This is a genomic window from Arthrobacter sp. Y3221157 (genome assembly GCF_059089865.1).
Genome location: NZ_JBNHFD010000022.1, coordinates 25,467 through 47,019, shown reverse-complemented (window position 1 = coordinate 47,019; position 21,553 = coordinate 25,467). Strand labels below are relative to the sequence as shown.

Annotated in this window: 20 protein-coding genes; 7 read left to right on the top strand and 13 right to left on the bottom strand. The window is 65.5% G+C overall.

The annotated features are described in order from the left end of the window. The coding region (locus AC5RTT_RS08535) for a type IV toxin-antitoxin system AbiEi family antitoxin (RefSeq protein ID WP_494144821.1) at window positions 1-522 on the top strand (522 nt) is incomplete at its 5' end. Here the strand turns inward: AC5RTT_RS08535 and AC5RTT_RS08530 are convergent. The 9 genes from AC5RTT_RS08530 to pdxT all read right to left on the bottom strand — a co-directional run bounded on the left by AC5RTT_RS08530 (window position 403) and on the right by pdxT (window position 10,341). Continuing rightward, on the bottom strand, window positions 403-2,793 hold the full coding sequence (locus AC5RTT_RS08530) for a RelA/SpoT family protein (protein WP_494144820.1): 2,391 nt from the start codon (window positions 2,791-2,793) through the stop codon (window positions 403-405). The two genes, AC5RTT_RS08535 and AC5RTT_RS08530, sit on opposite strands and share 120 nt — an antisense overlap. Window positions 2,794-2,947: 154 nt before the next feature. Further along, complete coding sequence (gene secF / locus AC5RTT_RS08525) at window positions 2,948-3,964, bottom strand: protein translocase subunit SecF (RefSeq protein WP_494144819.1); 1,017 nt, start codon at window positions 3,962-3,964, stop codon at window positions 2,948-2,950. Next, window positions 3,964-5,721 (bottom strand): protein translocase subunit SecD, encoded by a 1,758-nt coding sequence (gene secD, locus AC5RTT_RS08520; RefSeq protein WP_494144818.1) that lies wholly within the window; start codon window positions 5,719-5,721, stop codon window positions 3,964-3,966. Before secD ends, secF begins: the two co-directional genes overlap by 1 nt. Before the next feature lie 98 nt (window positions 5,722-5,819). After that, entirely contained in the window at window positions 5,820-6,224 is a 405-nt protein-coding gene (gene yajC / locus AC5RTT_RS08515; protein ID WP_494144817.1) for a preprotein translocase subunit YajC, read from the bottom strand. Between the two features lie 205 nt (window positions 6,225-6,429). Continuing rightward, complete coding sequence (ruvB, locus tag AC5RTT_RS08510) at window positions 6,430-7,518, bottom strand: Holliday junction branch migration DNA helicase RuvB (RefSeq protein ID WP_494144816.1); 1,089 nt, start codon at window positions 7,516-7,518, stop codon at window positions 6,430-6,432. Beyond that, complete coding sequence (ruvA, locus tag AC5RTT_RS08505) at window positions 7,511-8,155, bottom strand: Holliday junction branch migration protein RuvA (protein WP_009357443.1); 645 nt, start codon at window positions 8,153-8,155, stop codon at window positions 7,511-7,513. Before ruvA ends, ruvB begins: the two co-directional genes overlap by 8 nt. A gap of 87 nt (window positions 8,156-8,242) precedes the next feature. After that, window positions 8,243-8,821: a crossover junction endodeoxyribonuclease RuvC gene (gene ruvC / locus AC5RTT_RS08500; protein ID WP_494009279.1), complete on the bottom strand. Its 579-nt coding sequence runs from the start codon at window positions 8,819-8,821 to the stop codon at window positions 8,243-8,245. Window positions 8,822-8,871: 50 nt separating this feature from the next. Beyond that, a complete protein-coding gene (locus tag AC5RTT_RS08495; RefSeq protein ID WP_494144815.1) occupies window positions 8,872-9,627 on the bottom strand; it encodes a YebC/PmpR family DNA-binding transcriptional regulator in 756 nt (251 codons plus the stop codon). A 3-nt stretch (window positions 9,628-9,630) separates the two neighbouring features. After that, a complete protein-coding gene (gene pdxT, locus AC5RTT_RS08490) occupies window positions 9,631-10,341 on the bottom strand; it encodes a pyridoxal 5'-phosphate synthase glutaminase subunit PdxT (protein ID WP_494053150.1) in 711 nt (236 codons plus the stop codon). Between the two features lie 90 nt (window positions 10,342-10,431). On the opposite strand from pdxT, the gene AC5RTT_RS08485 reads away from it, so the two are divergent. Next, window positions 10,432-11,724 carry a MurT ligase domain-containing protein gene (locus AC5RTT_RS08485; RefSeq protein WP_494144814.1) on the top strand — a complete coding sequence of 431 codons (1,293 nt, stop codon included), beginning with the start codon at window positions 10,432-10,434 and terminating at the stop codon, window positions 11,722-11,724. Continuing rightward, window positions 11,721-12,482: a type 1 glutamine amidotransferase gene (locus AC5RTT_RS08480; RefSeq protein WP_494144813.1), complete on the top strand. Its 762-nt coding sequence runs from the start codon at window positions 11,721-11,723 to the stop codon at window positions 12,480-12,482. The genes AC5RTT_RS08485 and AC5RTT_RS08480 overlap by 4 nt, the downstream gene beginning before the upstream one ends. Before the next feature lie 5 nt (window positions 12,483-12,487). Here the strand turns inward: AC5RTT_RS08480 and AC5RTT_RS08475 are convergent, their stop codons facing one another. Continuing rightward, entirely contained in the window at window positions 12,488-13,780 is a 1,293-nt protein-coding gene (locus AC5RTT_RS08475; protein ID WP_494144812.1) for a CapA family protein, read from the bottom strand. A gap of 85 nt (window positions 13,781-13,865) precedes the next feature. Between AC5RTT_RS08475 and AC5RTT_RS08470 the strand changes: the two genes are divergently transcribed. The 4 genes from AC5RTT_RS08470 (at window position 13,866) to AC5RTT_RS08455 (ending at window position 19,171) form a co-directional block, all read left to right on the top strand. After that, entirely contained in the window at window positions 13,866-15,878 is a 2,013-nt protein-coding gene (locus AC5RTT_RS08470) for a M3 family metallopeptidase (RefSeq protein ID WP_494144811.1), read from the top strand. A gap of 351 nt (window positions 15,879-16,229) precedes the next feature. Continuing rightward, window positions 16,230-16,907 (top strand): CPBP family intramembrane glutamic endopeptidase, encoded by a 678-nt coding sequence (locus AC5RTT_RS08465; RefSeq protein ID WP_494144810.1) that lies wholly within the window; start codon window positions 16,230-16,232, stop codon window positions 16,905-16,907. Beyond that, on the top strand, window positions 16,908-18,182 hold the full coding sequence (locus AC5RTT_RS08460; RefSeq protein WP_494144809.1) for a hypothetical protein: 1,275 nt from the start codon (window positions 16,908-16,910) through the stop codon (window positions 18,180-18,182). It abuts the gene before it with no gap. A gap of 56 nt (window positions 18,183-18,238) precedes the next feature. Then, window positions 18,239-19,171, top strand: coding sequence for a bactofilin family protein (locus AC5RTT_RS08455; protein ID WP_494144808.1), 933 nt, complete (start codon window positions 18,239-18,241; stop codon window positions 19,169-19,171). A gap of 106 nt (window positions 19,172-19,277) precedes the next feature. Here AC5RTT_RS08455 and pdxS read toward each other — a convergent pair whose 3' ends face one another. From pdxS to AC5RTT_RS08440, 3 genes are all read right to left on the bottom strand, one after another. Further along, window positions 19,278-20,204, bottom strand: a complete 927-nt coding sequence (gene pdxS, locus AC5RTT_RS08450; protein ID WP_494009285.1) for a pyridoxal 5'-phosphate synthase lyase subunit PdxS — start codon at window positions 20,202-20,204, stop codon at window positions 19,278-19,280. Between the two features lie 142 nt (window positions 20,205-20,346). Further along, the gene (gene pgsA, locus AC5RTT_RS08445; RefSeq protein WP_494009286.1) at window positions 20,347-20,970 is read right to left on the bottom strand and encodes a phosphatidylinositol phosphate synthase; all 624 of its coding nucleotides are present in this window, start codon (window positions 20,968-20,970) and stop codon (window positions 20,347-20,349) included. Next, window positions 20,960-21,547, bottom strand: coding sequence for an HIT family protein (locus tag AC5RTT_RS08440; protein ID WP_494144807.1), 588 nt, complete (start codon window positions 21,545-21,547; stop codon window positions 20,960-20,962). The genes pgsA and AC5RTT_RS08440 overlap by 11 nt, the downstream gene beginning before the upstream one ends. Window positions 21,548-21,553 lie beyond the last annotated feature (6 nt).

Sequence of the window (21,553 nt, the reverse complement as noted above, 5' to 3'; positions counted from 1 at the left end):
GCCGCTGCGGGCGGTGTCCCCCAGACAGTCAGGCAGCGCGTCGTGGCAGGCCGGATGACGGCGGCCTGGATCTACGGGTGCGCGGCGGAGCCGGACCGGCTTGCATTGCTGGTGGACGCCAAGCGGCGTGTCTCAAGCCTGCGCAATACGCGCGGCTGCACGCTGCATGAAGTCAAGCTGGGTCCCTTCGACGTCGTCAGCCTGGGCGGGCTCATGGTCTCCAGCCCGCTCCGGACGGCGTTGGACGTGGCACTGCACGTGGACGCGGAACGCGCCATTCCTGCACTTGCGGCGCTGCTGGCGCGTCCCCAGCAGGACGTGCGGCTGCGGCTGCTGGTCCTCGCAATAGAGGCCTCGCCCCGCGTTCCGCACAAGAGGGCGGCGCTGGAGAAGCTCGCCCTCCTAGCTCCTGCGCTTGTTTCCGGTGGTGCGGTAGACGTCGAACACTCCGTCGATCCGGCGGACGGCACTCAGCACATGGCTCAGGTACTTGGGGTCGCCCATCTCGAAGGCGAACTTTGAGATGGCCACCCGGTCCGTGGACGTGTGGACGCTGGCTGCCAGGATGTTCACGTGGTTGTCCGACAACACCCGCGTCACGTCGGACAGCAGCGACTTGCGGTCCAAGGCCTCCACCTGGATCTCCACGAGGAAGACGCTGGACTGGGTGGGCGCCCAGTCAACGTCCACAATCCTGTCCGGCTGGTCCTTGAGGTCTGAAATGTTGGTGCAGTCCGTGCGGTGTACGGATACCCCGGATCCGCGCGTCACGAAGCCCAGGATGGGATCCGGCGGAACAGGTGTGCAGCAGCGCGCCAGCTTCACCCAGACGTCGCCGACTCCGCGGACCACCACCCCCGAGTCCGAGAAACGTGCCTTGGTGACCTGGGTGGGGATGCTGACTTCGGTGATGTCGTCGTCGGCGCTTTCCTTCCCGCCGAGGCTTTCGACGAGTTTCTCCATGACCGCCTGCGCGGAGGTGTGGCCGTCGCCAACACCGGCGTAGAGACCGGAGATGTCCACGTACTTGAACTCTTCGGCCACCGCCGCCAATGCCTCGTGGGTCATCAGGCGCTGCAGCGGAAGGTTCTGCTTCCGCATGGCCCGCGTCAGCAGTTCCTTGCCGCGGTCGATCGCCTCTTCGCGGCGTTCCTTGCTGAACCACTGCCGGATCTTGTTCCGGGCCCGGGCGCTCTTAACGAAGTGCTGCCAGTCCTGGCTAGGCCCGGCACCTTCGGCCTTGGAGGTGAAGATCTCCACCCAGTCACCGTGGTTGAGCTCGCTGTTGAGCGGCACCAGCTTGCCGTTGACGCGGGCACCGATGGTCCGGTGCCCCACCTCGGTGTGCACGGCGTACGCGAAGTCGACGGGGGTGGAGCCGGCCGGCAGGGCCATGACCTCACCCTTGGGGGTGAAGACGAACACTTCGCGGGCGTTGATTTCGAACCGGAGCGAATCCAGGAACTCACCGGGATCCGACGTCTCCTGCTGCCAGTCCACCAGGGACCGCAGCCATCCCATGTCGCCGTCGCGGGGGCTGCCCGGGCCGACGGCGGTGCGGTTGGGCTGGTCCTTGTACTTCCAGTGCGCGGCCACACCGTATTCCGCGCGGCGGTGCATCTCGTGGGTCCTGATCTGGATTTCCACGGGCTTGCCGCCCGGGCCAATCACCGTGGTGTGCAGTGACTGGTACATGTTGAACTTGGGCATCGCGATGTAGTCCTTGAACCTGCCGGGCAGCGGGTTCCAGCGCGAATGCATGGCGCCAAGAGCTGCGTAGCAGTCCCGGACGGAGTCCACCAGGACCCGGACACCCATGAGGTCGTTGATGTCGTCGAAGTCCTTGTCCCTGACGATCATCTTCTGGTAGATCGAGTAGTAGTGCTTGGGCCGGCCCGTGATGGTGGCCTTGATCCGGGCGGTCCGCAGGTCCTCGGTGATCTGGTCGCGGATAACGCTGAGGCTCTTCTCGCGCTCAGGCGTCCGGTCCCCCACCATCCGCACGATTTCCTCATACACCTTGGGATACAGTGCCGCGAAGGAAAGGTCTTCGAGTTCCCATTTGATGGTGTTCATGCCCAGGCGGTGGGCCAGCGGGGCGAAGATCTCCAGGGTCTCACGCGCCTTGCGGGCGGAGGACTCGGCGGACACGAAGCGCCAGGTGCGTGCGTTGTGGAGCCGGTCAGCCAGTTTGATCATCAGCACGCGGATGTCCTTGGCCATGGCCACAACCATCTTGCGGACCGTTTCGGACTGCGCAGCCTCGCCGAAGCTCACCTTGTCGAGTTTGGTGACGCCGTCAACCAGCATCGCCACTTCCGGGCCGAAGTCCCGCCTCAGGTCATCGAGCGTGTAGGGCGTGTCCTCCACGGTATCGTGCAGGAGGGCCGCCGCCAGGGTGGTGCCGCTCAGCCCAAGCTCGGCCAGGATGGTCGCTACGGCCACCGGGTGCGTGATGTACGGGTCCCCGCTCTTGCGTTTCTGGCCCCGGTGGCTTCGCTCCGCCACGTCGAACGCACGCTGGATGAGGTCGAAATCCTCTTTGGGATTGTTGGCCCGGACAGTCCTCAGCAGCGGCTCAAGGATGGGCGAATAGGTGGCTGTGCCGCGCCCGGTCAGGCGGGCAAGCCGGGAACGGGTCCGTTCGCGGCGCCCCGGAAACGTGGCACGGGACCCGGAGTTGTCGACGGGCACCAATGAACCAGGGCGCGCTGATGCCGCGAGCCCGGTTTGCACACCGGCAGGATTCTTGTCTCCCTGTGCCGTTGGCGCTGACGCCGAACGTTCTTCCAATGAAGCACTCCTCACCACCGCTTTAATTACTTCAGTCTATTCCCCACGCCCGGCAGTTTTAAAACCGGCCCTTAAATATGCCGGGCCGGACAGCGCGATGGTTCCGCTGTCCGGCCCGGGGCCGTCTTTCAGGCCGTTGACTGCAATGATCCGGTCAGGCCTGGGCCGGCTCGGTGGAGGCGGTCCGGCCGGCTGCACCGGCACGGCGGTGCTCCACGCGCTTGGCCTGCCTGACCAGATCCGGCTCGTTCTGCCGGAGCCAGGCATACATGGGTGCAGCCACGAAAATGGTGGCGGCCGTGCCGATGAGGATGCCCACGAACAGGGCCAGCGACAGGTCCCGGAGCGTACCCGCACCCAGCAGTCCGGCGCCGATGAACAGGATGGCGCCTACGGGAAGGATGGCCACCATCATGGTGTTGATGGAACGGACCAGGGTCTGGTTCACGGCGAGGTTGACCTCCTCAGCAAAGGTGCGCCGCGTGGAGGCGTCGATGTCGGCAGTATTCTCCCGGATCTTGTCGAACACCACCACGGTGTCGTACAGCGAGTAGCTGAGGACGGTCAGGAAGCCGATGATGGCTGACGGGGTGACCTCAAAATCGCTGAGCGCGTAGACGCCGGCAGTGATGAACATGGTCACCACCATGCCCGCGAGGGCTGAGAGCGACATCTTCCACGTGCGGAAGTACAGCGCCATCAGGACCGCAGCCAGCAGGACAAAGATCACCAGGCCGATCAGCGCCTGCTTGGTGACGTCGGCACCCCAGGTGGGACCCACGAACGTGGACGTCACCTCGTTTTCCGTGACGCCGTAGGCCGCGGTCAGGCCCTCCTTGATGCGGAGGGTCTCATCGTCCGTGAGCTTGTCCGTCTGGATCCTCATGGTGGTCCCGGCGACGTTGGCAACGCGGGGGACACTGCCCGCGACGACATCCGTGACGGCTTTCTCGCCCAGGTCGGCGTCCGTGGTCTGCACGTTGGAAACCGTGAACTCGGAGCCGCCGCGGAACTCGATACCCAGGTTGAACCCGCCCTTGACCGCCGGGATGACGATGGAAAGGGCCACCGCCACGGCAGCGATGAGGAACCAGATTTTCTTGGAACCCACAAACTCGTAGGAACGCTTCCCCGTGTAGAGCTCGTTACCAAAATTGGCGAAGCCTGACATTACTTGTTCTCCTTCGCTGCCGTCTTGGAGGAGCCGGCCAGCTGCTCCTGCTTCTCCGCCAGGCGGCGCTCGGCGATGGTCAACCTGCGTTCGGCTTCGGCGGCAGCGCCCGCGTTCTTGGCGCGGACCACCGCCGGCTTGTCCTCCGGAGTGCGCAGGCGTCCGGCACCGCGGTACAGCGGCACGGCACCCAGCCGCTTGGGATCAAGCCCGGAGAGCGGGTGGCCCTCGCCGAAGAACCTGGTGCGGGCCAGCAGCTGCAGCGTGGGGTGCGTGAACATGAACACCACGATGAGGTCTGCGATGGCGGTGAGGCCCAGGGTGAAGGCGAAGCCGCGGACGTTGCCGACGGCCACGAAGTACAGGACCAGGGCGGCCAGCAGGTTCACGGCCTTCGAGGCCAGGACCGTGCGCTTGGCGCGCTTCCAGCCGTTCTCGACGGCGGACACCAGGCCGCGGCCCTCACGGAGTTCGTCACGGATGCGCTCGAAGTAGACGATGAACGAGTCGGCCGTCTGGCCGATCGCCACGATGATGCCCGCGACGCCGGCGAGGGAGAGCCGGTAGTTTTCCGTCCAGCCAAGGATAGCGATGGCAAGGTAGGTGAGGATACCCGCGACCACCAGCGAGGCGATCGTGACGAAACCAAGCGCCCGGTACTGGAAGAGCGAGTAGACCACCACCAGCAGCAGGCCGATCAGGCCTGCGAGGAGGCCCATGCGCAACTGCTCGCCACCGAGGGTGGCGGAAATCTGCTGCTCGCTTTGGATTTCGAAGCTGATGGGAAGGGCGCCGAAGCGGAGCTGGTCAGACAGCGTCTTGGCCGTCTGCTCCGTGAAGCCGCCGGTGATTTGGGGCCGTCCGTCGGTGATGACGGCCAGCGACCGGGGTGCCGAAATGACCTGGTCGTCCAGGACGATGGCGAACTGGGCTTTGGGATCGGTGCCTGATTCGCCGCCGGCGGCCACATAGAACTGGTTCAGGCGTTCGGTGACCTCTTTGAACTTGGCGGTGCCCTCCTCGTCAAACTGGATGTTCACGGCCCAGTCATTGGTCACGGCGCCCTGGGCGCCCTGCTGCAGCTGGAAGGACGAGGTGACAATGTTGCTGCCCTTGACCTCCACCGGACCGAGGATGTACTTGATGGCCGGCGTGGTGTCCGTGGCAGGCTCGCAGGTGACCAGCGGCTTGGCGGGATCCGAGCGTTCCTGTTCATCCTGGGCGGGGTTGTCACAATCCAGGGACTCGAACTGCCGGTAGATTTCCGGGGTGATCCAGTTGATATCGCTGCTGTTGGCCGGCTCCGCTGTGGGCTTGGGCAACTGGTCCTCGGGAGCCCGTGACTCCTCGGGGACAGGTGCACCGGCACCGTTCAGGAGGACCGGACGGAAGTTCATGTCCGCGGAGGCCTGGATGAGGTCGCGGGTCTGGCTGGAGGGGGTTCCCGGAAGGCTGACCACCACATTCCGCCCGGACTGGGTGCTGATTTCGGCTTCGGCCACACCGGAGCCGTCAACCCGCTGGCGGATGATCGCCACGGCCTGGTTGAGCTGTTCCTCGTTGATGTCCGAGCCGCCCTCGACCTTCGGCGCCAGGATCATCTGGGTTCCGCCTTCAAGGTCCAGAGCGAGCTTGGGTGCCCAGCTTGCCTGCCCGCTGAGGGTGCCGCCGGCCAGGACAGCGGTCAGCGCGGCGATGATTACACCGAGCCAGACCAGGACCCTGAGGCCTGGTTTCTTAGGGCCAGTTCGTGCCATTGTCGATCTTTCTCTTGATCACGGAAGAACCGCCGGTGCCTGCTGTGGCCAGCACCGGCGGCGGTCCGCAGCGGTAGAGGGTTATGCGTTCAGCGGGACTAGTTGTCCTTCTTGCCCTCGTCGTTGAGGCGCTTGAGGGTTTCGTCGGGAGTTTCCACCGGTGTGGTGGCGGTGCTGCCGCCCTCACGGCCGGTCAGGGAAGAGGCATCGTCCGGAACGGCCGGCGCAGCGGGCTCCGGCTCAACGGCGGCCGCGGGTTCGACGATCTTGGTGACAGCCTGGCGGTGGACGGTGGCGAGGTTGCCGGGGGAAAGTTCCAGGGTGACCTTGTTTTCGGCGTCGTCAACGGCGACAATCCGGCCGAAAAGGCCGAAGCTGGTCATGACGTCGACGCCGGGGCCGAACTTCGACTGGAGCTCCGCCTGCTGCTGCTGCGTCTTCTTATTGCGCCGGAACATCATGAAGATGAAAACTCCGAGCATGACGAACAGGAGAATTGACATTGGATCCAAGGGGAATTCCGTTCCTTAATTGCCGAACCGATTTTCCGGCAACGTCCGCCCCGTTCCGCCAGGAGCCGGACTGACAGGCACAAGCCTGACGGAATCCCTTCCCACCAAGGCGGCCAGTTGAATGGCGCCGGCGAAACACGGGCCCGGACGTGCCGAGCGTCATACCAGTCTAAGGGGAAAAACTGAAGGGAGCCTGTTATTGGCTTTCCGGGGCCCAGTCTTCGGATGCTGCGGCGGCATCGGAGTCGGGATCGAAGAGCTCCAACTGCTCCTGCGCAAAGACCCCGGTGGGGATGGCGTAGCCCAGGTGAGTCCACGCCGGTGCCATCGCGATCCGGCCGCGTGGCGTACGGCCCAGCAGGCCTTCCCTGACCAGGAAAGGCTCCGCCACCGTTTCCACGGTCTCCGTTTCCTCGCCAACGGCGATGGCCAGGGTGGACAGCCCCACCGGCCCGCCGCCGAACTTGGTGATGAGCGCCTCAAGGACTGACCGGTCCAGGCGGTCCAGGCCCTTCTTGTCCACCTCGTACATGTCCAGTGCGGCGGACGCTGCACGGGCATCGATCTGCTCGATGTCATGGACCAGGGCCCAGTCCCGCACCCGCCGCAGCAGGCGGTTGGCGATTCGGGGGGTGCCGCGCGACCGCCCGGCAATTTCCGTGAACCCGGCCGAGTTCACCTTGAGGTCCAGCAGGCCCGCTGAACGGCGGAGGACCAGTTCCAGCTCCTGGACGGAGTAGAACTCCAGATGCCCGGTGAAGCCGAAGCGGTCGCGCAGTGGTCCGGGAAGCAGGCCGGCCCGGGTGGTGGCACCCACCAGGGTGAAGGGCGGCAGTTCCAGCGGAATCGCCGTGGCCCCGGCCCCCTTGCCCACCACGATGTCCACCCGGAAGTCCTCCATGGCCATGTAGAGCATTTCTTCGGCCGGCCGGGACATGCGGTGGATTTCGTCGAGGAACAGCACCTCGCCCTCGGACAGCGAGGAGAGGATGGCGGCAAGGTCGCCGGCGTGCTGGATGGCCGGGCCGCTGCTGATGCGCAGCGGGGCGTTCATTTCGGACGCGACAATCATGGCGAGGGTGGTCTTGCCCAGGCCGGGCGGGCCGGAGAAGAGCACATGGTCCGCGCTGCGGCCGCGCATCCGCGAGGCCTTCAGCACCAGGGACAGCTGCTTGCGCACCCGGTGCTGGCCCACGAAGTCGTCCAGGTTCTTGGGGCGAAGGGCGGCTTCGATGGCACGCTCTTCCGGCTCCTCCCCTGCCGCCACCAATGACGCTTCAGCCACGGCTGCCTACGCGGTTGCCCGCCCTGGCGCCGTCCTGGCCCAGCCAGCGCAGCGTGGTCCGGAGGATTTCGGGGACGTTGCCGCGGAAGGATACCTCCGGCTCATCCGCCAGGGCTTTGTCAATGCTGGATGAGGCGTCTTTTTCGGACCAGCCGAGGCTGGTCATCGCCGCCACCACCTGGGGCTTCCATGCTGCCTCGGCGGCCGTGGGGGCGGCTGCGGAACCGGCGGTGCCGTGCGGAACCAGTTTCCCGGCCAGCTCCAGCACGATCCGGCCCGCCACCTTGGGTCCGATGCCGGGCACCTTCGTGAAGGTCTTGCTGTCCCCGGTGTGCGCGGCAACCCGGATAGCTTCGGGATCGTGGACCGCCAGGACGGCAAGGGCAAGCCGCGGCCCCACGCCACTGACGCTGAGCAGCACGTCGAACACTTCCCGCTCGTCATCAGTGGCGAATCCGAAGAGAGTCAGGGAGTCCTCCCGGACAATCAGCGACGTGAACAGCTTGCCTTCCTCGCCGGTGCGTAGTCCGCTGAGGGTCTGCGGCGTGGCGAACACGCTCATTCCGGCACCGTTGAGGTCGATGACGGCCGTGGACAGGCCTACGTGCGCTACGGTTCCGCGGAGGAAACTGATCAAGGCCGGGGCTCCTGGTGTAGGCCGGATCCCGCGTGGGACCGGCTATCCGAACATATCTACGAATACCCTAGCAAGGGGCCGGGACATTCAGCGGGCACGCCGCGCCTTCGCCTCGGCGGCTGCCCAGGCCTGCTGCGCAGGTGTCAACGCGGAGCTGCCGGGACCGGTGGTGGCGGCCGCCGCGCCGCTCCCGGCCCGCCATGCGTGGGTAATGGCGAGGGCAAGGGCGTCGGCGGCGTCGGCCGGACGCGGCGGCGCTTCCAGGCGAAGGATCTTGGTGACCAGCTTGGTCACGGCGTCCTTATTGGACGAGCCGCTGCCCGTCACCGCGGCTTTGACTTCCGACGGCGTATGCAGGGCCACCGGGATCCCCCGGCGGGCTGCTGCGGCGATCACCACCCCGGACGCCTGCGCCACGCCCATCACGGTACTGACGTTCAGTTGCGAAAAAACACGTTCGACGGCGAGGACCTGGGGCTCGTAGCGGTCAAGCCATTCGTCGATTGCCGTGGCGATCACCAGCAGCCGCTGGTCCAGGGTCTCCTCCGGGGAGGTCCCGACCACGCCGACGGCCACCATCGTTGCCCGCCGGTTCCGCTCGACGTCCACCACGCCGATCCCGCAGCGGGTGAGGCCGGGGTCCACCCCCAGCACACGCAGTGTCACGCGTGCGGGAAGCGGGCAGCCGGGCCCTGTTCAGCAGGCAAGGCCGGACGTCACTCTGATTCCAGGGCGGCCTGGACTTCGTCGCTGAGGTCGGCGTTGGTGTAGACGTTCTGGACGTCGTCGAGGTCCTCGAGCGCGTCGGACAGCTTCAGGAACTTGCGGGCTCCGTCCAGGTCCAGGTCCACCTGCATGGAAGGTACGAACTCCACTTCGTCGGTGTCGTATTCGATGCCGGCTTCTTTCAGTGCCTCCCGAATCGCGGGCAGGTCACCCGGCTCCGTGTGGATTTCGAAGCTGTCGCCGTTGTCCTTGACTTCCTCGGCGCCGGCATCCAGCACTGCCATCAGGACGTCGTCCTCGGAGAGGCCGTTCTTGGGCAGCGTCACCACGCCCTTGCGGGTGAACAGGTAGCTGACGGAGCCGGGATCGGCAATGGTGCCGCCGTTGCGGGAAATGGCCAGGCGCACCTCGGAGGCGGCACGGTTCTTGTTGTCCGTGAGGCACTCGATCAGCAGCGCCGAACCCTGGGGCCCGCGTGCCTCGTACATGATCTCGGTGTAGTCCACCACTTCACCGGTGAGGCCGGCACCGCGCTTGATGGCACGGTCGATGTTGTCGTTGGGGACCGAGGTCTTCTTCGCCTTGGTGACTGCCAGTTCCAGGCCGGGGTTGCCGGCGAGGTCCGGCCCGCCCATACGGGCTGCAACTTCGATGTTCTTGATCAGCTTGGCGAACGACTTTGCGCGGCGGCTGTCAATGATCGCCTTCTTGTGCTTGGTCGTCGCCCATTTGGAGTGGCCTGACATGCTTTACGCTTCTCCTCTGATCATCCGGATAAAGAGTTCGTGTACGCGTTTCTCCCCAGTCACTTCCGGGTGGAAGGAGGTGGCCAGCAACTGGCCCGAACGCACTGCAACAATTCTAGCTGTCCCCGGCAGGGGGGCGGCGTGGGACGCATGCTCCGGCTCGGCGGGTTCTACCTGCGCCAGCACCTCAACGTCCGGGCCTACCCGCTCCACCCAGGGGCCGCGGATGAACACGGCGTGGACGGGCGGGACGCCCGCATCCGTGGCGCTGAAGTCCAGGCCCTTGAAGTCCAGGTCCGTTTCGAACGAGTCCCGCTGACGGCCGAAGGCGTTGCGGCGCACCGTCATGTCCAGGCCGCCGAAGGTCTGCTGCGGGGCGCCGGAGAGGTCGGTGGCCGGGTCGGCGATGTCCGAGGCGAGCAGGATCATGCCGGCGCAGGAACCGTAAACCGGCAGTCCTTCGGCAATGCGCTCCCGCAGCGGTTCGGCCAGGTCGAAGGCCCGCGCCAGCTTGTCGATTGCGGTTGATTCGCCGCCGGGAATGATAAGCCCGTCCAGGCCGTCCAGCTCCTTGGGCCGGCGGATGCCCACGGCTTCGGCGCCGGTGGCCTCAGCGGCCCGGAGGTGCTCCCGGAAGTCACCCTGGAGCGCCAGCACGCCGATCCGCAGGCCTGCACCAACGCGCGCGGAAGCGGCGGAAAGGGAATTTGTCATCCATCCAGCATACGGGCCCGCGCCCTGCCGCCGGGTCCGCCGGGAGCAGGGCGCGGCGGTTGCATGCCGTTGCTGGGATATATTCGAAACATGGTTTCCCTCAGTGTTCCGCTCGGCAAGCTGGTCCGCCGGGCCACCCGGCTCCGGGGCGGCGGCTCCGCCCTGCCGGGCCTGGTGGTCGAAAAAATCGATCCCGGCTTTATGCGGCGGACGCTCAGCACACTCCCCCATGGCGTTGCCGTGGTGAGCGGCACCAACGGAAAGACCACCACCACCAAGATGGTGGTGGAACTGCTGGAGAGCCAGGGGCTCAAGGTCTTCACCAACCGCACCGGCAGCAATTTCACGCGCGGCGTTGCAGCTGCCCTGCTGGGTGAGGTGGACTGGCGCGGCAGGCTCGACGCCGATATCGCCGTCCTGGAACTCGATGAAGCCCACGCCGTCCACTTCGTCAACAGCGTCCCGCCCCGGTACTGCCTCCTCCTGAATGTCCTGCGGGACCAGTTGGACCGGTTCGGAGAAATCGACAAGACAGCCCAGCTGCTCCAGCAGATTGCCGCCAAGACCACCGGAACGGTGGTCCTGAACCGCGAGGACCCGCGGGTGGCAAGGATCGCCGACACCCTTACCGGGCAGGACGTGAAGTACTTCGGGCTGGACGAGTCGCTGCTGGGCACCTTCCCCAACGACGACGACATGCGCGCCGCCCCCGGAAGCCCCGCCCCGGCGGGCCTTCCGGAGAAGCCGGCAGCCGACGTCGTACTCCGCAAGGTGGGTGCGGACACCGCCGAATTCGAGTACGACGGCGGCACGGTCACCACGTCGATGAAGCTTCGGGGCGTCTACAACATCTTCAACGCAGCGGCCGCCCTGACCCTGGCCAGGAGCATCTGCGGCGGCGGCGCCGCCACCGCTGACCACGAAACGCTGCTGGAGGCATTGTCCCAGGTGGCGCCGGCCTTCGGACGCGGCGAGAGCCTCACCGTGGACGGCCAGCCCCTGGACCTGGTGCTGGTCAAGAACCCCAGCGGTTTCCGGCTCGGCCTGAAGTCGTTCCCGGCGGGCGGTTACGCCACGATGATTGCCATCAACGACAACTATGCCGACGGCCGGGATATGTCCTGGCTGTGGGACGTGGAGTTCGATTCCCTGCGTGCGGAGGGCGTGGACCAGCTCACCGGATCCCGTGCCTACGACATGGCCCTGCGGCTGCAGTATGACGAGGTTCCTTTCGGATCAGTCCAGCCCGAGATCGCACCGGCGCTGGCCTCCTTCATCCGGGAAGCTTCCGGCAAGCCCAAGCGGATCTTCTGCACGTACACCGCAATGCTGGCCATCCGCCGCGAACTGTCCAAAATCACCACCGTGGAGGTTGTCTCGTGAGTTCCGAAACACCCGCCACCGGACCCGTTGAAGGTCAGGGCAAAGGCACCCTCCGCGTGGTCCAGCTCTACCCGCGGGACATGAACATCTATGGTGACTGGGGCAACGCGCTGGTCCTGCAACGCCGCATCAGCTGGCACGGCTACACGCCCGAACTGCTTGAATACAACGTGGGCGACCCCTTCCCGGAAGACGTGGACATCATCGTGGGCGGCGGCGGCCAGGACAGCGGGCAGCTCGTCATCCAGGACGACCTGCAGACCCGGGCCCCCGAGCTGAAGGACCTGGCGGAGGACGGCGCCCCCATGCTGCTGATCTGCGGCCTCTACCAGCTCTTCGGACGGTTCTTCAAGACCCGCACTGGTGCCGTCATCCCCGGCATCGGCGTCCTAAACGTCGAGACCCACGGCACCGATGAACGGCTGATCGGCAACGTCAAAGTCTCCACACCCGAGTTCGGTGAAGTCCTGGGCTACGAAAACCACAGCGGCCAGACCACGCTGGGAGAGGGTGTCCGTCCCCTGGGCACCACTGCCAAAGGGACCGGAAACAACAGCAGTGACGGGCATGAGGGCGCGCGCTACCGGAACATCGTTGCAAGCTACCTGCACGGTTCGCTGCTGCCGAAAAACCCGGCCATCGCCGATTTCCTGATCCGTACGGCGGCGGAGCGCAGGTATGGAACGTTCGAGCCCGGCCACCCGGACGACAGGTTTGCCGAGCTGGCAAGGGAACACGCAGCCCGGCGTCCCCGCTGAACCGCCTACGGCTCACGGCTGATGAGCAGCTCGTGGGCTCCGGCAGCCGCTGCCCCCATCGACTCCACCACTGCCTGCGTCCGCTGCCGGGTGGCGGCGTCCGCTTCCGGCCCTGCGCAGGGACCCTGCGGCGCGTCCGAGGCCACCGAACACCAGCGGTAGGGATCGCGGACAATGACCGACGGCGCCCACGCGAGATCGGTGACGGTCCACTTACCGGAACCGTCCTGGCCGAACTGTGCCCGGACCAGCAGGCCTTCGTTGTTCACCACGTACCAGGGCGAAAGTTCCGTGACCCCATTGCCCAGCCCGTAGACGATCCAGGTTCCGTTGTAATTTTCGATCGGCAGGACCGAGTGCGTGTGGTGCCCGTACACCAGGTTGAACTGCCCGCTGTCAGCCAGCGCGTGGGCAACCTCCTGCTGCTGTGCGTTCGGTGCGCTGGCGTACTCATCGCCGGCGTGCATCGCGCCCAGGACGATGTCGGCGCCCAGGGCCCTGGCCTTTTCCGCCTTGGCGATCATGGCCGGCGCGTCCAGCATGTCCACCTGCCACGGGTACTCGGCGGTGAGTCCGTTGAGCCCGTAGGTGGCCTGGATGACAGCCACTTTGGCGGCCGCAGTTTCCAGGATCAGGATCCCCTGCGACTCATTCTCAGTGCGATACGAGCCTGTGTGCTTGAGGCCCGCCGCGTCCAGGGCGTCGAGGGTGCGCAGCAGCCCGTCGGTGCCGCGGTCGATGGTGTGGTTGCTCGCCGTCGTACATGCCTGGTAGCCCACCGCCTTTGAAGCCGAGATGATCTGCGGCGGGACGTTGAAGGAGGGATACGCGGAGAATGGCCCCTCCGGTCCGGCCACCGGCGTTTCCTGGTGGCAGATGGCAAGATCGCTCCTGCTGATGTAGCGGCGCTGGCCCTCCAGCAGCGGCACAAAATCCAGGCCGGGTTTTCCGGCGGCGGCGGCATCCTGCTGCGCCTGCTGCCACAGCTCCGTATGGACCAGCATGTCGCCGGTGACCAGGACCGAGGTGCACCGCAGCACCGGGCACGCCGGCCCCTTCCCGGGAGTGGGAACCGGTGTGGGTGTGGCATCAGGGGGCGGCGTCCCGGTCTGCTGGGCCGTACCAGGGCGGGCAGTACCAGGCTGGACAGATTCGGCCGGCTGCGGCGGCGGACCGTTCTGTTCAGCGAGCAGGCCGCAGCCCGCCAGCACACCCGGCAAGCCCAGCGCTCCGGCCAACGACAATGCCACGACGCGGGCGCGCCAGCGCCCGGCCGCCCCGGCGGCTATGGTCCCCATACCCGTCATTGTAGGGATAGTTGCCGCCGGCAAACGGCATTGTTGCCACATTGAGAAGCGTGGCTTGCTGTGAAAGGTTTACCCCATGACGAACCCCCTCCTGGCTCCCAGCCTCCTCCCCTACGGACTCCCCCCGTTCAGATCGATCGAGGATTCGCACTACGCCGAAGCCATCGAAGCCGGACTGGCCGAACACCTCGCCGAGATCCAGGTGATCGTGGATAACCCTGAGCCTGCCGATTTCGAAAACACGGTGGTGGCGATGGAACGGTCCGGGCGGTTGCTGGAGCGGGCCGCGGCGCCGTTCTTCACCCTGGTGTCAGCCCACGCGTCCGAACGGATCCGGGAGCTGGAAACCGAATTTTCGCCGCGGTTTTCCGCGCACCAGGACGAGGTCTTCCTGAACCGCGCTCTGTTTGAAAGGTTCGCTTCCGTTGATGCCTCCGGACGCGATCCCGAGCAGGCCCGCCTGCTGGAGGAGTACCTGAAGGAGTTCCGCCAGTCCGGCATCCAGCTGGACGGGCCTGGGCAGGAGCGGCTCCGGGCAATCAACGCCGAGTTGGCCCGCCTTGGCACGGAGTTTGGCCAACGGGTCAAGGAAGGCATGAAGTCGGCTGCCCTCCTGCTGGACAGCCCTGCCGAACTGGCGGGCCTGCCGGCAGATGATGTGGCCAGTGCTGCGGAAGCGGCCCGCGAAGCGGGAGACGATGGCAAGTACCTGCTTACTCTCGTCCAGCCGGGAAACCAGCCTGCCCTTGCCTCGCTGGCGGACCGGGGCGTGCGGCGCCGCCTGTTTGAGGCGTCGGTTGCGCGCGGCAGCAGCGGCGGGGAACTGGATGTCCTTGACCTCGCGCGTCGGACGGCCGGCCTGCGGGCCGAGAAGGCGTCCCTCCTGGGATACGCCAACTACGCCGAACTGGTGGTGGACCGGCAGACCGCTCCGGACTTCGGGGCCGTCCAGTCCATGCTTGGCCGGTTGGCGCCGGCAGCCGTCCGGAACGCCGACGCCGAGGCAAAAGCACTGGCCGGCCTCGCGGGCCATCCGCTGGAAGCCTGGGACTGGGCCTACTACTCCGCGAAGGTCCGGAAGGAAAGGTACGACGTCGACGAACAGGCGCTCCGGCCGTATTTCGAGCTGGACACGGTGCTGGTGGACGGCGTGTTCCATGCCGCCACCTCCTTGTACGGCATCACCTTCCAGGAACGGACTGACCTTGCCGGCTACCATCCCGACGTCCGGGTCTGGGAGGTCCGCAACGAGGACGGGAGGGGGCTGGGACTGTTCCTGGGCGACTACTACAGCCGGGAGCCCAAGCGCGGCGGCGCGTGGATGAATTCCCTCGTGGACCAGTCAGGCCTGCTGGGCACCCGCCCCGTGGTGATCAACAACCTGAACATTTCCAAGCCGCCGGCGGGCGAACCCACGCTGCTGACCCTGGACGAGCTCCGCACGGCGTTCCACGAGTTCGGGCACGCCCTGCACGGGCTCCTGTCCAACGTCACGTACCCCAGGTTCTCCGGCACGTCCGTCCCCCGGGACTTTGTGGAGTATCCGTCGCAGGTCAACGAGATGTGGATGATGTGGCCGGAGGTGCTGTCCAACTACGCCCGGCACCATGTCACCGGGGAGCCGCTTCCGCAGGACATCGTGGACCGCCTGGAAGAATCCCGGCTCTGGGGTGAAGGCTTTGCCACCACCGAATACCTCGGCGCGGCGCTGCTGGACCTGGCCTGGCACACGCTGGAGCCGGGCAACGTCCCGGAGGACGCGCTCGAGTTCGAGGCGAAGGCCCTCGCGGCAGCGGGGATCGCCCATCCGCTGATTCCGCCGCGGTACCGGACGGGCTATTTCCAGCACATTTTTGCGGGTGCGGGGTACGCCGCCGGCTACTACTCCTACATCTGGAGTGAAGTACTGGACGCCGAAACGGTGGACTGGTTCAGCGAGAACGGTGGCCTCACCCGGGCAAACGGTGAACGGTTCCGCCAGGAGCTCCTCTCGCGCGGCAACAGCCGCGACCCCCTGGACTCCTTCCGGGTCCTGCGCGGCCGCGACGCCAGCCTGGAGCCCCTCCTGAAGCGCCGCGGCCTCGGCTAGCCCACTCCTTGCGCAGGACCTTTTTCCCTACACAACGCAATCCCCAATAGCTAGATTGCTCGGGTGGCGTATTCCTGTCCTGACCCCAGTGAGCCTCGCGCCGGTGACGGATCCAGCAGACTGCCCAGCAGGGCGAAACTGCCCGCGCATCAGCCGTACCTCCCCGGCCGCTAGGGCAAGCCTCGTCACAGGAAGATGTCCAGACGCTTTCACGTTTTGCTGTTCTTCGCACTCGCCTATGGATTCTCATGGTTCTTCTGGGTCATCGCGGCCATAATGGCCGCACCGGTGGAAAGCCCTCCGGTTGCTGTTCTCTTTGTTGTTGGAGGACTTGGGCCATGCATAGCCGGAGTGGCGCTTGCCTACCTCAGCAATGACAAAGAGGGCTGGCATGAATATTGGAACCGGGTGGTTGACCTAAAGCGGATCGGCCCCGGGTGGTACGGCGTGGTCTTGTTGGCAGCCCCTACAGTCACCCTGTCAGCCCTGTCGCTGGAAATTCTTTCGGGTGGCGTGATCACAGCGTCGAGTGAAGCCGAACTATTCCTGTCGCAGCCACTGGCGATTGTGCCGGCCGTTGCCCTTACTCTGCTGCTGGGCCCATTACGCGAAGAGTTGGGCTGGCGGGGATATGCTGCCGACAGGCTCCAGGAGCGCCGGAGTGCTTTGGCGGCAAGCGTGCTCCTGGGCATTGCATGGGCAGTATGGCACCTGCCACTGTTCTTCATCCAGGGCACCTACCAGTACGCCCTCGGGGCGGGTTCAGTTTCCTTCTGGCTCTTCCTGGCGGGACCTGTGCCCCTGAGCATCGTCATGGCCTGGGTGCTCAACAATACGAAGAAAAGCACGAGTGCCGCCGTCCTTTTACACTTCATGGTCAACTTCACCGGCGGGCTCTTTGTCTTTTCGGAGCGTACGGACCTATACCGGCTTTTGTGTTGGTGCTCAGCAGCGGTTCTGGTGGTTGCGTTTTACGGGCCGGCGACGCTCACCCGAGACGCAGCATCCGTTGCAAGGCTGGCCAGGTAAATGGTGGGCCTGGCCGCCGTACGGCCTTCCCTGACGGCATGGTTCGGGATGGGTCTGTTCATAGCGGCCGGATCGGCCGGCTACTTCTACAATCTGACTTTCATCCAGCTAGGCCTAATCGATCTTGGAACGCGGGTGATTGGCCTGCCGGAGGACCGGGTGGCTTTGGTGATGGCGCTCATGGCGGGTTTGACGCTCGTCGTGGCGGTCACGGCCGGTGAAATCATGTACCGGGCCAGATGGAGCGAAAATTTCGAAGCCAAGCTCCGACTCCTTGCCCTCGTAGTGGCAGTACAGACTGCATTGTCGGCATTGGCACCACATCTCAGAACTGAAGGAGACCTCGTGGCTTGGGCCGGCGCAGCCTCGGTCGCACTAGGTATCGGAGTGCCCAGCCTTTTCGGGCTGACCTGCGACTTGGTGCCCATCCGGCGCCGAGGGGCAGTAGCGGCTGCGATAACCTCGGCCGCATTCCTACCTGCCGCGGTCTTCGCCTCCGACTGGCGGATCGAGGAATTCAGTGCTCAATTGCTGTGGCTGATGGCTCCCAGCGCCGCAGCCCTGGCTGTTCTCGCCTTCATACCGTGGTCACTGACCAGCACTCTCGGGCAGCAGCACAAATTGGCGGGCTACGGGCGTGGGCGCTTCATCCCCCCGCATGGGGCCCTTGGCTGGTCAATCCGCGGTTTCCCAACGGCGGTTGTCCTGATGTTTGGCATCTACTTCATCGACAGCCTGGGTTTCCTGCGGATCATCGATACTCCTGCCTACGTCGGCACGGCTTGGCACTCGGACGATCCCGTGGCGCTGTGGGCCTTAGGCCTGATGCACGTGCTCGGTGCCGTGCTGGCCGGCATTCTTTACCCGGCCCTCGCACAGCGGTCCCTGATGGGCTGGATCTTCGGACTCTTCACCTTGACCCAGCTCAGCTACGTTTTGCACGCCCTGACTACTCCGGACCTGCCAGCCACGCTCGGGATGCCGCTGCTGTATGCAGTGCCGGTGAGTATCTATACCGTTCTGAACTTCGCCCTGTGGGCCGATTTCTCCACCCCTGAAACAATTACGCGGATCACCGCCATCGGTGTGGGTTTTTCCGGCTGGCTGGCAACATTTCTGAGCACTTCCCTGGCCATCTGGTGGAAAGGCATCGGGGTGTCGTTCACCGAACACCTGCGGGCGGTGGCCTCGGTCAGCCTGGTCCTCTTCATTGGGGCCACCATCCTCCTGTTCCTCGGTCGGCGCCCCGGCGGACAACGGAAGGCAAGCGAATGAGTCCCGGACCAGGCTTAGCGGGTAAGCCCCCACTTCGCCCTGCCCTCCTTCGGCTCGTGGTGTTCTTTCTGGTGCTGACGCTGGCAGGATGTTCCGCGCCTTCCGGGAGCGGGCGGTACTCCGGAACCCTCATAACACAGGGAGAGCATGTGATAAGCGCAGGCGAAGTGCTCGTCGGGGCGACTGCTGTGGCAGGCGGAACGATAATTCTTGCCGAAGGCGCCCAACAAACAGGTCCCATTTACATTTTGGCAGGGACAGCCCGGGTCGGCGCGGCTGTATCCGGGGAGATCTTCCTCTTCGGAGGGGAAATGATCCTGACCCAGACCGCCGAAGTGGACGGAGGAATGACGTTAGCTGGGGGTTCTCTCACCCGGGAACCGGGGGCCGTTGTGCAGGGCGAAATAAGGGAGGAGTCCAATCCAGCCGCCGCCCTTACGGTCTCACAGGAGCGGCCCTCTTTACTGGCGCGGACCCTCTTCGCCTTCGTTGTGGTGATGGGGATGACCTTTATCGCCTGGCTAACAGCCCGCCTGGCACCGCGCCCCGTGAACAGGGTCGCCCGGGCGGCCGCCGGATTCCCTACCGTCAGCGGTGCCCTAGGAGTCTTGGTACTGATCGCTGTAATTCCCCTGCTGGCGTCAATGGTCTTCACCCTTTTCCTTATCCCCGTGGCCGGTCTCTTCCTGTTGGTAATGGGCACGCTGGGTGTCTACGGGCTTATTGGGCTCGGAAGAGCAGTAGGGGATCTTGCCCTCAGAACTGGCTGGCTGAATTGGGGACCCGCAAACAGGACGGCGTTGGGCACGGCCATAGTGTCAACGGTTCTCCAGCTTGTGGGGGCGCTGCCGTTCGCCGGAGCATTCCTCGCGGGACTTGCTGTTGTAGTCGCCTTGGGAGCCGTGTTCCTGACCCGCCTGGGCCTTCCGCCCATACACGCCTCCAGAGGACGACGGCGAACAGGCAATGCCTGCCTGACCGTTGCCTAGGCGGAACCGCCGGAAAGGTTGCCGAGGCTGTCGGAAATGCGCGACGGCGGGTGGGAGTGCCTTGCAGCCCCCACCCGCCGTCGCGGTTTGCCTTGTTACGCCAGTATTACCAGCCGCGCTCGGCCAGGCGGTGCGGCTGGGGGATCTCGTCGACGTTGATGCCCACCATGGCTTCGCCCAGGCCGCGGGAGGCCTTGGCGATGACGTCAGGATCGTCGAAGAAGGTGGTGGCCTTCACGACGGCGGCCGCGCGCTGGGCAGGGTTGCCGGACTTGAAGATGCCGGAGCCGACGAACACACCGTCAGCACCGAGCTGCATCATCATCGCGGCGTCAGCCGGGGTGGCGATGCCGCCGGCGGTGAACAGCACCACGGGAAGCTTGCCGGTGGAGGCGACTTCCTTGACCAGTTCGTACGGTGCCTGCAGTTCCTTGGCGGCGACGTAGAGCTCGTCCTCGGGCAGGGCGGCGAGCTTGAGCAGCTCGGCACGGATCTGGCGCATGTGCGTGGTGGCGTTGGAGACGTCGCCGGTGCCGGCTTCGCCCTTGGAGCGGATCATGGCCGCGCCCTCGTTGATGCGGCGCAGCGCCTCACCGAGGTTGGTGGCTCCGCAGACGAAGGGAACGGTGAAGTTCCACTTGTCGATGTGGTTGGTGTAGTCGGCCGGGGTGAGGACCTCGGACTCGTCAATGTAGTCGACGCCGAGGGACTGCAGGACCTGGGCTTCGACGAAGTGGCCGATCCGGGCCTTGGCCATGACCGGGATGGACACGGCGTCAATGATCTGGTCGATCATGTCGGGATCGGACATGCGGGACACGCCGCCCTGGGCGCGGATGTCGGCCGGCACGCGTTCGAGCGCCATGACAGCAACGGCACCGGCGTCTTCGGCGATGCGGGCCTGTTCGACATTGACGACGTCCATGATGACGCCGCCCTTGAGCATCTCGGCCATGCCGCGCTTCACGCGGCTGCTGCCCGTGACGCTGTTCGCGGAGGAACCGGCCTCGCTGCTTACATCAGGTGTAGACACAAAAACCCCTATGGGTAGATAGATGACCTTCGCCGGGCGTGCAGGCGGCAAGTGCCGGACTGTGCACGCACGGATAATGCCGGATCCATTGACCGGGCAGTCCTAATACTAGTCCCACCGGGGCCGGGCGGCTTAATCATGCTTAATCAGCGGGCGTCGGTTCCGCCTGTGCCTGCCGGCGGACGGACAACACGCGCTGCACAACCGTGATGAAGCTGGCCAGGGCGAGCAGCGCGAGGGTGGCCAGGAGCACCACGGGCGGCAGGCCCAGGCCGGTCAGGCCGGTAACCACCAGCACTGAAACCAGGCGTTCCGCACGCTCGGCGATTCCCACGTTCGCGGTGAACCCGAGGGACTCCGCCTTGGCCCTGGCATAGGACACCACCATGCCAAGGACCAGGCAGATCATTGCAGCAACTGCTATGGGGGTATCCGCCCCGCCCGTGAAGAACCAGATGGCCAGGCCGGCAAAGAGCGCGCCGTCGGCGATGCGGTCCAGGGTGGAGTCGAGGAAGTTTCCCCACCGGCTTTTCACATCCTGCATCCTGGCCATGATGCCGTCCAGGACGTCGGAGAAGATGAATGCTGTGATGAAGAGTGTTCCCCAGAACAGCTGCCCCAGGGGATAGAACACCAGGGCGCCCACAACAACTCCGGCAGTGCCAATGACGGTAACGGCGTCCGGCGAGACGCCCATCCTCAGGAGCCAGCGGGCCAGCGGGGTGAACAGCGCGGTGAAGAATCCGCGGGCGTGCCTATTCAGCATCCGTCTCCCCGGGCCAGGCGTCGGCCACCTGCTGGCGGACCTCGTCGAGGGTCTGCGTGATGGCCTTGGTCTGGGCGATGATCGGGAAGAAGTTCCCGTCCCCGCCCCAGCGTGGAACCACGTGCTGGTGCAGGTGGGCGGCGATGCCGGCACCGCCCACCACGCCCTGGTTCATCCCCAGGTTGAACCCGCCGGGGTTCGCCACTTTCCGCAGCACACGCATGGCAGTCTGCGTGAGGTCGGCAAACTCAGCGGTTTCCTCAAGCGTCAGGTCCGTGTAATCAGGAATGTGGCGGTAGGGGCACACCAGCAGGTGCCCCGGATTGTAGGGAAAGAGGTTCAACACCACGTAGCACGTCCTGCCGCGGTGGACGATGAGCGCATCCTCGTCCGTGCGGCCCGGCCCCAGGCAGAAAGGGCAGTCGTTTTCGTTCTTGAACTGGTGCTGGCCGCCCTTGATGTAGGCCATGCGGTGCGGAGTCCACAGGCGCTGGAAGGCGTCGGGGACACCGGCGAGGGCAAAGTCGTCGGTAACGCCGGCATCCCCTGGATACCCTGCGCCTGTGTTCTCCTGCACGCTGCT

Coding starts and splice junctions, on each gene's coding strand:
- secF (WP_494144819.1), bottom strand. CDS start 3,964: ATGTCAGGCTTCGCCAATTTTGGTAACGAGCTCTACACGGGGAAGCGT.
- secD (WP_494144818.1), bottom strand. CDS start 5,721: ATGGCACGAACTGGCCCTAAGAAACCAGGCCTCAGGGTCCTGGTCTGG.
- yajC (WP_494144817.1), bottom strand. CDS start 6,224: ATGTCAATTCTCCTGTTCGTCATGCTCGGAGTTTTCATCTTCATGATG.
- AC5RTT_RS08495 (WP_494144815.1), bottom strand. CDS start 9,627: ATGTCAGGCCACTCCAAATGGGCGACGACCAAGCACAAGAAGGCGATC.
- pdxT (WP_494053150.1), bottom strand. CDS start 10,341: ATGACAAATTCCCTTTCCGCCGCTTCCGCGCGCGTTGGTGCAGGCCTG.
- AC5RTT_RS08485 (WP_494144814.1), top strand. CDS start 10,432: ATGGTTTCCCTCAGTGTTCCGCTCGGCAAGCTGGTCCGCCGGGCCACC.
- AC5RTT_RS08475 (WP_494144812.1), bottom strand. CDS start 13,780: ATGGGGACCATAGCCGCCGGGGCGGCCGGGCGCTGGCGCGCCCGCGTC.
- AC5RTT_RS08470 (WP_494144811.1), top strand. CDS start 13,866: ATGACGAACCCCCTCCTGGCTCCCAGCCTCCTCCCCTACGGACTCCCC.
- AC5RTT_RS08460 (WP_494144809.1), top strand. CDS start 16,908: ATGGTGGGCCTGGCCGCCGTACGGCCTTCCCTGACGGCATGGTTCGGG.
- pgsA (WP_494009286.1), bottom strand. CDS start 20,970: ATGCTGAATAGGCACGCCCGCGGATTCTTCACCGCGCTGTTCACCCCG.